This is a genomic window from Lacinutrix jangbogonensis, assembly GCF_000797445.1.
GTDB lineage: Bacteria > Bacteroidota > Bacteroidia > Flavobacteriales > Flavobacteriaceae > Lacinutrix > Lacinutrix jangbogonensis.
Genome location: NZ_JSWF01000027.1, coordinates 39,609 through 52,431, shown reverse-complemented (window position 1 = coordinate 52,431; position 12,823 = coordinate 39,609). Strand labels below are relative to the sequence as shown.

Here is a 12,823-nt window from a genome sequence, read left to right as displayed (position 1 = left end):
CGTGCAAAGGTACTTAATTTTTATTGAATTATAATACTTTAATTTATTTACGTCATATCAAGTGATTTTGAATACTTTCAAAATTGTATTGAGATGTGGGCATTCCCTTTTGTTGCAAGCTCATTTTTAGCCCAATTTCACGGTAAGTAACTGAGCAACAAAACGTCGGGCTTTCGGCAGTCGCTCTCTGCGAGGAGCTTCAACAAAGCCTTAATCCCTAATGCAAAGCTTAGTAATTACAAGATTTTAAATGTAATTTGACAATAAGTAGCGTCAAAATAATAGTTCAAGTAATTTTTAGGGGTAACATATCATGTTCAGAACTTAGTTAATGACTTCTCGATACAATTCTTCATTCCTCAGAATCACTCGAAGTGACACAATCAAATAACTTAACATTGCTTTTTATTCTTTGCATTAATGTATCATTTCGAGTGAATTTTTTTTTAAAATTTTGTATCGAGTATCTCTAATAAACTTTTAAAAAAAGTTATTACTATAACAACACACTAAATCATAAATTCTTGCGTTGTAAACTGAAACTAAACCAATCATGAAATCCATTAAACACCTCTCTAAATATGTTCCGCATATTTATTTTACAGCTATTATTGTGTATTGGTTTTTAGACATTAGAAACAATGAAGGCGCGAGTCCATACTTAATATTACTCTTGGTTACTCCATTTATATGGCAACTCATAAAACCTAACAGGGTTGTAAATATCATTCTTGGCAGTCTATTTATTTGTCTATCCTTTTATCTTGTATTAGCCTATCTAAGTGATGTTATTAAAATAACCGAAGTGTCTGCGAACACTAGTGCATTTTTAATAATTGGAGGTCTCTTTGTACTTTCAAATTTAATGATGTCCATTTGGATGTTTATAAATGGTATAAAAGCAAAATCTTAAAGAGTCGTGTAACCTATTAATTTGATTAACTTTGTACTTTAATCTTTTGAAAACTCATTACATGAAACTGCAAGACATACCAAAATTAAAACATACAAATAGCGACAACTTCTTTCTTTTATGCGGTCCGTGTGCTATTGAAAACGAAGACATGGCTTTTAGAATTGCAGAACGTGTTTTAGAAATTAGTAATACATTAGAAATCCCTTACATTTTTAAAGGCAGTTTTAGAAAAGCGAATAGAAGTCGCATTGACAGTTTTACAGGTATTGGAGACGAGAAAGCATTAGAGATTCTGGCTAAAGTTTCAGAAAAATTCGACGTTCCTACAGTTACAGACATTCACGAAGTAAGCGATGCTGCAAAAGCTGCGCAATATGTAGATGTTTTACAAATACCTGCATTTTTAGTGCGCCAAACAGATTTAGTGGTTGCTGCTGCAAAAACAGGAAAAGTAGTCAATCTTAAAAAAGGACAGTTTATGAGTCCGGAAGCGATGAAACACGCTGTGCAAAAAGTAAAAGATGCTGGAAGCGATAAGGCTTGGATTACAGATCGCGGTACCATGTTTGGCTACCAAGATATGATAGTAGATTTTAGAGGTATTCCAACCATGCGCGAATTTGCACCAACAGTTTTAGATGTTACACATTCGCTACAACAGCCAAACCAAAGTGCTGGAGTTACAGGCGGAAGACCAGATATGATAGAAACCATTGCACGTGCGGGCATTGTAAATAACGTAGATGGTATATTTATAGAAACGCATTTTGATCCTGCAAATGCAAAAAGTGATGGTGCCAATATGTTGCATTTAGATAATTTAGAAGGTTTAATGACTAATTTGGTCGCTATTAGAAAGTTAGTTAATACACTTTAGGAGATTAGAAAGAAAATAACATAAGAGGTGGCGATGCGCCAATTAAATGCGAATTAGAAGCAGGAAAAAACTATTCTTGGTGTACTTGTGGTCATGGTGACGATCAGCCATTTTGCAATGGGTCGCATAGAAAAGCAGAAGCAACGCCTTCAATGAAATTTTCTGTTGAAGAAGACAAAACAGCCTATTTATGCACTTGTAAATTAACTAAGAACCCACCGTATTGCAATGGGTCTCATAATTTTAGCAGTTTTTTATCAACCCTAATACGGGCACCGAAATCAATGCAGTAAGTTTTGTCATTCCTGCTACTTGTGCTGAATTCATTTTAGTAAGAAAGGAATCCATTGTCATCAAGTTGTTTTTTGTGGACTTCTGCCTAGGCAGGAATGACAGTATTACTTCTTATAAAAACCAGACTCTTTATTACTATTAACTTGTTTCAAAATAGAAATTAGAACAGTATCATTTACATCATCTAACGTTTTGTAACGCAAAGATTTTACAACCTTACGTTTTTCATCTACTAAATGTTCTGTGTATTTAGTGATATAACTAGAATGCCAAAACGCAACATCTACAAATTGATTTTTATGGCTCGCATTAAGATAACAAACGGGACGCTTACCAACATAATAGCATGGAATGCGCCATTTGTATTTTAATTCAGCTTCATGAATTGTATGTTCTATAATAACCTGAACGTGTAATAAGATAGTACGGTATGGTTCTGGTTGGCCTAGTATGTAATCTTCTGCTGGATTCAATTAAAACAGTCTAAGAAGACCAATTACTATTAAACAAATTCCAATTATTGCCTTAAAAGGCATCAATTTATCTGATATTTTTCTCAAAGCATCTTCTAACGCTGGCACCTTACTAAATACATCTGTTAGTAATAAAAGTCCACCAAGAATACTAGCGACACTATAAATAGCACCAATTAATCCACCGCTTCTTATTACACTTAACAAACCTAAAACGACCAGGACACCACCTATAACCGTTTGGAAAGGCGCTAAAAAACCTGCGATTTTATTAAAAAAGTTTTTTTCGCCATCCCATTTGTCTAATGTTGTTAGTCCTAATAAAAGTCCTCCACAAATGTTTGCAATTGCAAATAATAATCCCATTGTATTTTTAAGTTTAGAATATAAATTTACTAAATATTGAGAAACAATTTACTTGCGAGAATGAATTATTTTATATTACTTTGTATTTCAAAGTACTTTATCATGAACAACAAAGATTATTTAAAAGACATTAGCGAGATTAAAAACTTGATGAACAAAAGTTCACGCTTTATATCGTTAAGTGGTTTATCTGGAATTTTAGCTGGTGTTTATGCCTTAATTGGTGCAGCTGCCGCCTATTATATTGTAACTAATTCTTATAGCACTGACTTACTTCTAGATGACACTATTTTTAAAATATGCGTTGCAATATTAGCTGGCGTTGCGTCCTTGAGTATTATTACTGGCATTTATTTAACGACAAGAAAAGCAAAGAAGACTGGTGAAAAAATTTGGGATATCTCTTCCAAACGGTTACTTTTTAATTTTCTCATTCCTTTACTCGTTGGTGGACTTTATATATTGATTATATTAAATCAAGCACGCTATGGGCATACCGCTGCTCTCATGCTTATTTTTTATGGACTAGCATTAGTGAGCGCATCGAAATATAGTATTGGAGACATTAAATATTTAGGCTATACTGAGATTATTTTAGGCCTAATCTGCGCTTTAATGCCTAGTTTTGGTTTTTATTTTTGGGTACTTGGCTTTGGTGTCATGCACATAATATATGGTACAATAATGCATTTAAAATACGATACAAAATGAGTAAAACACTGAAAATAGCCATAATAGCAACCCTTTTAGTTTACTCTTGTGGTATGCTTTATACTTACTATTCGAACATTAAATTTGATGACCGTGTTGCGTTCTACGATACAGACAAAAATGGTATAATTGATGGCAAAGAAATAACAAAAAACTCTGCAGCAACTGCTAAGCAACAGACTACGCGTAAAACAACGAAACAAGGTGCTATAGTATTAATTCCTTTTTCGATAATAATTGGTTGCTTTACTTACGGCATAACTTTTCTATTTAGAAAAATTAAAAGTATTGATGATAATGAGATTGATTATAGTAAACGAAAACAGTAAAAACAAATTAGATTCCTGTATTCGCAGGAAGTAATATGAGCATAATAACGAACATAAATAAATTATTCGATCACAGAATTAGGTTAGGCATTATGTCTATATTAATGGTGAATGAATATGCCGATTTTAATATGCTTAAAGAACTATTAGGCGCAACCGACGGTAACTTAGCCAGCCACACTAAGGGACTAGAAAAAGCTGAATATATTAAAATTGAGAAACAGTTTATTGGAAAAAAACCAAACACACGATATAGCACTACTCCGTTAGGAAAAGCAGAATTCAAAAAACACATTAACGCCCTAGAAAAATTAATACATAAAACTTAGATCCTTTTTTTTACATATTCACTTTGTATTTCAAAGTACTTTTAACACAACTTATAACACAAGTCTTTTAAAAATTAAATCACCTAAAAAAAATTTACAAGCACACTACATGCGCCCTTAAAAAACAATAAATATAAACTCATGAAACAAACAATCATCATTATCTCGTCTCTTTTATTTAGCACTTTATTTTATGGTCAAAGTATAGGTTTAAACTTATCACTTTTTAGCCTTTTAGCACTTGTTATTTTAATTATTGGAAATCCCAACACTTTTAAAAATAAAACAATATTAATGTATGCCGGCCTATACATAATAACTGCTGTTTTAGTGTTTTTTCAAAATTCTATTGTAGCTATTATCACCAATTGTATTGCTTTTTTCACTTTAGTAGGTAGTATTAGCCAATCCAAATCTTCAGTTTTTGTAAACTGGCTAAATGGCATTTATACAACTACTGCCGGATTTTTTCATCGTAATTTTGATTATGATGAAAAGAAAGAACAACCCAAACTAAAACAAGATATAGATATTTTACAATGGGTAAAACTAATTGGCATTCCGTTAATTTTTAGCATCGTATTTATTTTACTTTATAAAAATGGAAACACTGTTTTTAATGATTTAATCTCTAAAATTAATTTTAAATTCATCAATCTACAATGGGTTTTATTTTCGGTTTTAGGCTATTATTTATTCAACAATATTATTAATCCTGTTCAAGTAGAAAGTGCTACAACATCTGATTTAGAAACTGGGAATACACTTATTCAAACTGAAAACTTTTCAGAAGAAAATTTAAAAAAAGAAAAACAATTAGGCACAACACTCATGTTATTACTAAATGTACTAATTGTTTTCTATTTGGTTACAGATATTATTGCACTCAATTCGGGAACGACATCAAATGCTGTTGTGCTTTCAAGCCAGGTTCATAGCGGTATTAATGCACTAATAGCTTCAATTATAATAGCTATTGTTATCATTCTGTATTTTTTTCGTGGAAACCTTAATTTCTATAAAGACACTCAAGCTCTGAAAAATTTGTCTTTTGCTTGGATTATTTTGAATGCTGCTTTAGTCATTCTTATTGCGTTAAAAAACAACCACTACGTCACAGCTTATGGCTTTACCTATAAACGTGTTGGTGTTTACATCTATCTTTTACTAACGTTTATTGGACTTATTACAACCTTCTTAAAAGTGCTTCAGACTAAAAATCTATTGTTCCTTTTTAGAATGAACACACAAGTCGCTTTTGTTTTACTCATTGGATTAAGCACAGTTAATTGGGACTCATTTATTACTAAATACAACATTAATAATGCAGTATCTCTAGATGTAAATTACCTTATTCGCCTCTCTAATAACAATGCTTTTCTCTTAAATAATTTACGCAAAAAAGGAACATTAGGCCCCGTTAATAATCAAGCCATATTTGTAAAACACAAAGCCTACTTAAAAGAACTCAACACTAGAAATTGGCAAGAATACACCTTCGCCAACTTCCAAGAAAACGATAACTCCGAAACACCATACAACTAATGAATCTCCCATCGAACATAGGGAAATCCACGCTATTAGCTACATGTGTTTTCTGGATAATTAATTTTACTGAAGAATTTGATCAAGATATATTAGGCTTAGTTCTATTATCAATAATACCCATTTGTATTTGTGTTACATTAGTTATTATTTTAACCATATGTCCTGTTTTCTGGTTTTTAAAAAAGGAAGATGAAAGCAACTATTCCCTTGCAAAAAGATGTTTCCCTTATTACATAATACTAATGTTTGGATTATGTGCTTTAGGAGCAACCACAACTTATTACGAACTCTATTTTATAAGTTTTTTAGTTTCAGCTTTTATAACAACGGCTCAATCTTGGGTTTGGTTCACGAAAGAAAAGATGGCATGAAAAAATTAAGAAAACAACTTATTAATTGGCTCTTCGCCATTTCTAGTAAAATATACACACGTATATACAAAAACCATAAACCTTGGGACATTACTAAAACAGAACTCCTCTCCTGTTCTAAAGAAAGTTTAGGATTTAACTTAGGCTTGTTTCTAGATCAAAATAATTTCGAGCTTATTCCAAAAGTAGAGCGTCACGATTGTTACCATGTTTTAACAGGTTATAGCACAGAAGTTGAAGATGAAATTGCATTACAATATTTAAGTTTTGGCAATGGAAAACGAAGTCCGTATTTATATGGAGCAGTAATTTTGGGCACCATTATTCTTCCAGATTATTTAACATATTATTTAAAATCATATCACATAGGTAAAGCAGCAAACGTATTTCATAACCTAGATTTCAAACCTTTATTAAAGACTAATATGGATGCCTTACGTCACGTAATATTTTCTACAAAACAAATTCAAATTATTAAAAATTTATAGTATGAAAAAGAATGAAAATAAACTTATTGCATATACAAAAAGACTAACTATAATCACTTTGCTTATAGTAACATTCGCAGTAATATGTAACTGTATCTTTATTTTTAATACTGACGATAAAACGTTTTCAAAAATAGAAAAAGCGCCTAAAAATAAGATTGAATTAGTAATAGAAGCAAGCACATTCAACAATGAAAATCGTATTAATTTATATTACAAATACAGCCTTGAAGCCGCTGAAAATTTTATAAAGCGGGCAAAACTGAATTTGTTTTAATAAGTGGAGACAATAGTAGAAAAGACGACGATGAACCTTTAGATTTTAAAAACGATTTAATTTCAAAAGCGATTCCCGAACATAAAATTTTACTGGACTACGCTGGTTTTAGAACCTTAGATTCTATGCTTAGAGCTAAAAAATTTTCAGTTTAACCAAGTGCACTATTATTTCTCAAAAGTTTCATAACGAACGTGCTATTTACTTCGCTAAAAAATGAGCAATACTATGAAACGTGCCTTCTAAAGATTTTCTCCTATAAAAGAAACACCAAAAACGAACAACCTATTACTATCAAAATTAAAAAAAATATGAAAACGACATTTCAACCCTATTACTTCGCCGTATTTTACACTTTACTGCTTATAGAAATTGCCATTGCACTGCTATTAAAAGGCGGATTTATACGGCACACTTTTGGAGACTTTCTAGTGGTAATCCTATTGTACTCTTTTATTAAAAGCTTTATAAAAATTAAACCTATGCCACTCGCTATAATTGTGCTATTAATTGCATTTGCAATCGAGTTATTACAATTGGCAAACATTCTAGACTTTCTTAATTTAAGAGACAACAGGTTAATTGCTATAATTTTTGGAACCTTCTTTAGTATTCAGGACCTCATCGCTTATACTTTAGGTGCTGTATTCGCTTTGATTACAGATATAATCATTAACAAAAAACACATTAAAAATGAAATCTAAGATTCACGAACTCAAATTGATCAAAAAGATTGGTGTGCCTAATATAAATAGCTTTCTATTTCCAAAAAGCGAGCAATCAATTCCTATTATCTTTCTATTGATGCTTTTTAGCTTTGGCCTGCTATTTATAAGAATTTCAATAACCAAAACCTTGTATTATCTTTTTTTGGTATGGAATGTATTCTTAGCCATTATTCCTTATGTAATTACAATGTATTTATCAGAGACAAAGAAAACATATAAAATTAGTTTCTTTTTCATTTTTGCTATTTGGCTAGCATTTTTACCCAATGCGCCCTATATAATTACCGATTTGTTTCATTTAAGTAAAAGCAGTTTTAAAAACATTTGGATAGACACTTTAGTCATTAGCGCGTTCGCCATTACAGGTATGTTATTATTCTATTTTTCTTTATTTCAGATGAAAAGGGCATTGCTCGATTTTTTTAACCAAAAAATAGCTAAAACTCTAATTATAACTACCATTTACTTGTCCGCCTTTGGTGTTTATATTGGTCGTTTTTTACGCTATAATTCATGGGAAATACTAAGCGATCCGCTTCAACTGTTTAGGGCCATTTTCGACATGGTGCTTCATCCTACTACGAATAAAGAAGTTTGGTTATTTACAGTCTCGTTTGGCCTATTTCTTCAACTTGGATATTCTATTTTTAAACGTTTAAACACTAAAAATCAAAATAATACATTTAATTAATACATTGTTAATTTTCCTTTTGCTAATTTTATAGAAATAAATAAACACTAAAAACATAAAAAATGAAACATTTACCAGCTGGCTTATTACTTTTAGTGCTCCTTGTTTTTTCTTGTAAAACGGAAGAAAAAGAAATTGTAAATACGTTAACAATAGGAGATTTTGAAATGTCCACAGATGTAGTAACACATAATAAACCAATTACGATTACGTATAATGGTGAAGACAAAAACATGGAAGGTCTTTACTATATGCTTAATGGCTACAAAGCCTATCCGTACGATTTAGATTTCGAAAATGGTAAAGCAACACTTTCAATTCCAGATTCTGTTTCTGCTATTGCTTTAAATTTAAAGGTAGATGGAGACTATTTAAATAATGATAAAAAAGGCTATCTATTTCCTGTTTTAGATAAGGCCGGAAATGCTATTATTGGAAGTAATTCTAGTATAGAAGCCTTTAGATCTGGCAATGGCCAAAGCTATGGATTAGAAGGCGATGCAGATGCGTTAGCAGAAGCAATGGAAGCCGATCTTACTGCAAACCCAGAACTTAAAGCACTTTGGGGTATTAGGTATTTAAGCAATGTGATAAGAAGTGATAGCAAAAAAGGAAAAGCATTAGCAAGTACAATGTTGGCAGAATTAGCTTCTAAAAAAGAATTATCTGAAGAAGACTATAGTCAAATACGAAACATTTACGGAAACCTAAGAAACACAAAAGGTTTAGATTCGATAGCTGAGATTGCAATGACAAAATTTCCAAAAGGAAAATTAAAACAAGCATCCTTAATGGACAATTTTTATGATGCAAAAACACTAGCAGAAAAAGAGACTGTTTTTAATACAATAGAAACTTCTTTTGGTGTGATCCCTTCTCTATCTTATGCTGCAAGAGCTATAGCTGTTGAAAAGTTTAAAGCAGGAGACCACGAAGGCTTTAAAACTTATGCTAGTAAAATTAAAGGCGCTAGTGATAAAGCAGGACTTTATAATAGTGTCGCTTGGCCAGCTGCAGAAAAAGGTGAAAATATGGAAATGGCTTCACAACTTTCTAAAACCTCTTTAGATTTACTAATGGAAGCTAAAAAAGATGTCGCTAATAAACCAACGTACTATACAGAAAAGCAATACGTAAAAAGTATGGAAAGCACATACAGCATGTATGCTGATACTTATGCTTTACTGCAATACAAATTAGGCAACATTAAAGAAGCTATTAAATACCAAGCTGAAGCCATTGGTGATGGTAGAAGTAGTGATGTAAACGATCGCTATATTGAATTTTTAGTAACAGACAAGCAATATAAGTTAGCTACCGATAAAGCAAAAGCATTTTTAAGTGAAGGCAATGGTTCTAGTAAAATGAAAGCGGCGTACAAAACTGCATACTCTTCTCTAAACCCAGACGCTAAAGATTTTGAAACTATTCTTTCTGGTATCGACAAAATAAATCATGATAGAGAATTAGCAGAACTCAAAGAATCTATGCTTGATGAAGACGCACCACAGTTTACACTTAAAAACTTAGATGGCGAAGACATTGCATTAGCAAGTTTAAAAGGAAAAACGGTGATTTTAGATTTCTGGGCAACTTGGTGTGGCCCTTGTAAAGCGTCTTTCCCAAGTATGCAGCAAGTTGTAGAAAAATATAAAGACAACGAAGATGTAGTGTTACTATTTGTAGATACTTTTGAAGATGGCAAAAACAGAGAAAAAGATGTTGCTAAATTTATAACAGACAATAACTACGATTTCCATGTTTTAATTGACGGAAAAGTTAAAGATAGTAACGATTATGAAGTGGCTAAAAAATACGGCATTACAGGAATACCAACTAAAATAATTATTGGTCCAAGTGGAAAAATAAATTTTAGAGCTGTTGGTTTTAATGGAAATAACGATAAGCTAAAACAAGAAATGGATATGATGATAGATCTGTTGAAGTCTTAAGGATATTGAATTTATTATAACAAAAAAGAGGTACTCAAAAGCACCTCTTTTTTAATTAATTTTAACTCTCTAATCGTTATCTAGAATTGTAAGTGTTCCTGGAATTATAGAATCTACTGTACCTTGATCAATATTAAATGTAATGGAAGTGGTTTCGGTTCCTTCTATTACAGTATCTTCTGTAGCAACAAGAACTAAACTACCTGAAGATTCCCCAGGAGAAATAAAGATTGCTGTTAAAACAATGACATCACTTGCTCCAAATGACGGAGTCAATTCTATAGTATCTATTGCCGGACTAGATAAAGTAACCGTTACAGTGCCTTCATCGCCTTCTGTAACAGTAAGATCATTCACGGTAATTATAGGGCTAATTGGTACGCTATTTTCATCATTTGGATCTGATCCAAAATTAGATTCTAAACAATCATTAAAACCATCACCATCAGTATCTGCATTATTAGGGTCTGTTATATTTCCGTTTGGATTACATGAAGAATCAAAAAAGTCAAGACCGCCAATTTCTTCACAATCAAACAATCCGTCTTGATCGCTATCCTGGTAACCCAATAAAGTAATTATAGCAACAGTATTTTGATTTGTAATGATACTTGTTACTCTTACATATATAGAAGTTGCAGATAACGCTGTATAAGGCATCGATAATTGATTTGTTTCACTTTCTGCATCGATAAAAGTTTCATAATAACCAAAAGTGAAATTTGGGAAATTGCCGTTTTCATAATAAATTGAAAAGTCATAGATATACGTGTTCATATCACAACCCACCTCATAGACTTCAGCATTAAAAACATTTAAACTGATATTTAAATTGTTATCAATATCGTCTAAATAATCTGGAGCACCATCATCATCAGTATCATCATTCCTTGGATTCCCATCGTTATTGGCATCTTCATCTGCTGTATTTATGCCATCACCTTCATCGTCTTCATCTTGATAATCTGGTGTGCCATCAGCATCAGTATCATCATCATCAAAATTATTATTTCCGTTTCTATCTTCGTCTATATCAAAAACACCATCAGCATCGGTATCTATGATATCTACACAGGACATTTCGGTTCCTAAGTCAGTATTTGGTACTGTAAAGTTTCCACTAAAAACTGCAGTAGACTGACTGTTAGTTAAATCTACAGCTTGAATAGAATAAAAATTATCTGTTGCACAATAATCTATTACCTGAGAAATGGCTCCATCTGTAATTGGTATTATTTGAGACTGATTATTATAAAACAGTTCTAGATACCCATTAGTAATAGCAGCACCATTGCAATCGTTAAAAGTAGCTGTAAAATTAGTTATCAATACAGAACTACCTGAAACAGTAACTGTAATATTTTGATCTTCAGAATAGGGCCCTAATGAAGTTGAAAAATCATTATTCAAGCACCCAAAATCTGGAATAACTAATGTTAGTGTTTCATTTGCTGGAGCTAAACCACAAACTAATCCATTTTCATCTGTATAACCAGAAGTTGTAGAAGACCAACCAGAAGCATCTCTTTCTAACTGTACTAAAATATTAGGAATAGGATTATCACTTTCGTTTACAATTGTCATACAAAAATCAACCGTTTCAAAAGGTGCATCGCAGTTCCAAAAACTAAAATGTGTTACTTCACCAATGTATCTTGTCCCCTCTAAAGTAGCAAAGCCTTCTTCTTTCCAATACCCATTATCTATATCAAAATACCAAAGTGGAATTGTAGCCGGCGGATTGGTAACGCTACTACCTATAGGAATTCTAATGATTGTAGGGGTTCCTGCAGAGACATTTAACACTTCACCTCCTTCTCCTCTTAGCTCTACAGCAATCATTCCGTAAGATTCTAAAACTCTTAACTCTCCTTCTGTGTTTTCTGCAGTTAAATTCCCTGGCATCATAAGTTGAAAATCATCATTATCTACATTTAATGATTTAAGAATAATATCGACTTCTCCTTGATATGGTCCTCCAAATTGATTTGTAAAATCTCCAGTAAAATCTATTTCTGTTCCATCGGGCAAATCTATAGTTAGTGCTTGACCAGCAAATATAGTCGCCACTGGTTCCAAAGCTAACAACATCACTTTTATTTGGTTTACACCATTTGTTGGCACTAAAGCGCGTGAGCTAGTTATAAAACCTGATTTACTGACTTTAATATCGGCAAATTTCTCATAAACCGTGGCACTAATTATTGAGAATACGCCGTTAGCATCTGTAGTTGCAAACACAGAACCTACGTTAATAGTAGCACCAGCGATTGGGTTATTTTCTTCGTTTACAACTGTTCCTATAAACCGCGCTTGAATAGCATTTCCAAAATTTTGTAAAAACGGATTTGTTTCTCCACTTACAGTACTTTCATTTAAAGGTATATTGTTATCGTTATCGCAAGATGCTAACGTAAATAATAACGCTAAGACGGATACATATTTTATTAATTTCATAATTTATTATTTAACG

At 32.1% G+C, this 12,823-nt stretch carries 15 protein-coding genes; 12 read left to right on the top strand and 3 right to left on the bottom strand.

Features of this window, described 5'->3' with window-relative positions:
- Positions 1-553: 553 nt before the first annotated feature.
- The gene (locus RH82_RS08705; protein ID WP_034059920.1) at positions 554-913 is read left to right on the top strand and encodes a hypothetical protein; all 360 of its coding nucleotides are present in this window, start codon (positions 554-556) and stop codon (positions 911-913) included.
- Between the two features lie 61 nt (positions 914-974).
- Entirely contained in the window at positions 975-1,793 is an 819-nt protein-coding gene (gene kdsA, locus RH82_RS08700; RefSeq protein ID WP_034059919.1) for a 3-deoxy-8-phosphooctulonate synthase, read from the top strand.
- Positions 1,794-2,191: 398 nt separating this feature from the next.
- Here the strand turns inward: kdsA and RH82_RS08695 are convergent, their stop codons facing one another.
- The gene (locus tag RH82_RS08695; RefSeq protein WP_034059918.1) at positions 2,192-2,560 is read right to left on the bottom strand and encodes a DUF1801 domain-containing protein; all 369 of its coding nucleotides are present in this window, start codon (positions 2,558-2,560) and stop codon (positions 2,192-2,194) included.
- On the bottom strand, positions 2,561-2,926 hold the full coding sequence (locus RH82_RS08690) for a hypothetical protein (protein ID WP_034059917.1): 366 nt from the start codon (positions 2,924-2,926) through the stop codon (positions 2,561-2,563).
- Positions 2,927-3,028: 102 nt separating this feature from the next.
- Here RH82_RS08690 and RH82_RS08685 point away from each other — a divergent pair, with 102 nt between their 5' ends.
- From RH82_RS08685 to RH82_RS17810, 10 genes are all read left to right on the top strand, one after another.
- Positions 3,029-3,637 carry a hypothetical protein gene (locus tag RH82_RS08685; RefSeq protein ID WP_034059916.1) on the top strand — a complete coding sequence of 203 codons (609 nt, stop codon included), beginning with the start codon at positions 3,029-3,031 and terminating at the stop codon, positions 3,635-3,637.
- Complete coding sequence (locus tag RH82_RS08680; protein ID WP_034059913.1) at positions 3,634-3,966, top strand: hypothetical protein; 333 nt, start codon at positions 3,634-3,636, stop codon at positions 3,964-3,966. Before RH82_RS08685 ends, RH82_RS08680 begins: the two co-directional genes overlap by 4 nt.
- A 35-nt stretch (positions 3,967-4,001) precedes the next feature.
- Positions 4,002-4,295, top strand: a complete 294-nt coding sequence (locus tag RH82_RS08675) for a winged helix-turn-helix domain-containing protein (protein WP_034059911.1) — start codon at positions 4,002-4,004, stop codon at positions 4,293-4,295.
- A 141-nt stretch (positions 4,296-4,436) separates the two neighbouring features.
- On the top strand, positions 4,437-5,840 hold the full coding sequence (locus tag RH82_RS08670; protein WP_052158278.1) for a DUF4153 domain-containing protein: 1,404 nt from the start codon (positions 4,437-4,439) through the stop codon (positions 5,838-5,840).
- Positions 5,840-6,214, top strand: coding sequence for a hypothetical protein (locus RH82_RS18380; protein WP_156112443.1), 375 nt, complete (start codon positions 5,840-5,842; stop codon positions 6,212-6,214). Before RH82_RS08670 ends, RH82_RS18380 begins: the two co-directional genes overlap by 1 nt.
- Positions 6,211-6,702 (top strand): Coq4 family protein, encoded by a 492-nt coding sequence (locus tag RH82_RS08665; RefSeq protein ID WP_034059909.1) that lies wholly within the window; start codon positions 6,211-6,213, stop codon positions 6,700-6,702. Before RH82_RS18380 ends, RH82_RS08665 begins: the two co-directional genes overlap by 4 nt.
- Position 6,703: 1 nt before the next feature.
- Positions 6,704-6,979: a hypothetical protein gene (locus tag RH82_RS17815; RefSeq protein ID WP_052158277.1), complete on the top strand. Its 276-nt coding sequence runs from the start codon at positions 6,704-6,706 to the stop codon at positions 6,977-6,979.
- Positions 6,980-7,290: 311 nt separating this feature from the next.
- Positions 7,291-7,683, top strand: coding sequence for a ribosomal maturation YjgA family protein (locus tag RH82_RS08655; RefSeq protein ID WP_034060023.1), 393 nt, complete (start codon positions 7,291-7,293; stop codon positions 7,681-7,683).
- Complete coding sequence (locus RH82_RS08650; RefSeq protein WP_052158275.1) at positions 7,673-8,398, top strand: DUF1361 domain-containing protein; 726 nt, start codon at positions 7,673-7,675, stop codon at positions 8,396-8,398. Before RH82_RS08655 ends, RH82_RS08650 begins: the two co-directional genes overlap by 11 nt.
- A 62-nt stretch (positions 8,399-8,460) precedes the next feature.
- Entirely contained in the window at positions 8,461-10,350 is a 1,890-nt protein-coding gene (locus RH82_RS17810; protein WP_052158274.1) for a TlpA family protein disulfide reductase, read from the top strand.
- 69 nt (positions 10,351-10,419) lie between these two features.
- On the opposite strand, the gene RH82_RS08640 is transcribed toward RH82_RS17810, so the two are convergent.
- Positions 10,420-12,807 carry a carboxypeptidase-like regulatory domain-containing protein gene (locus RH82_RS08640; RefSeq protein ID WP_034059907.1) on the bottom strand — a complete coding sequence of 796 codons (2,388 nt, stop codon included), beginning with the start codon at positions 12,805-12,807 and terminating at the stop codon, positions 10,420-10,422.
- Between the last annotated feature and the right edge of the window lie 16 nt (positions 12,808-12,823).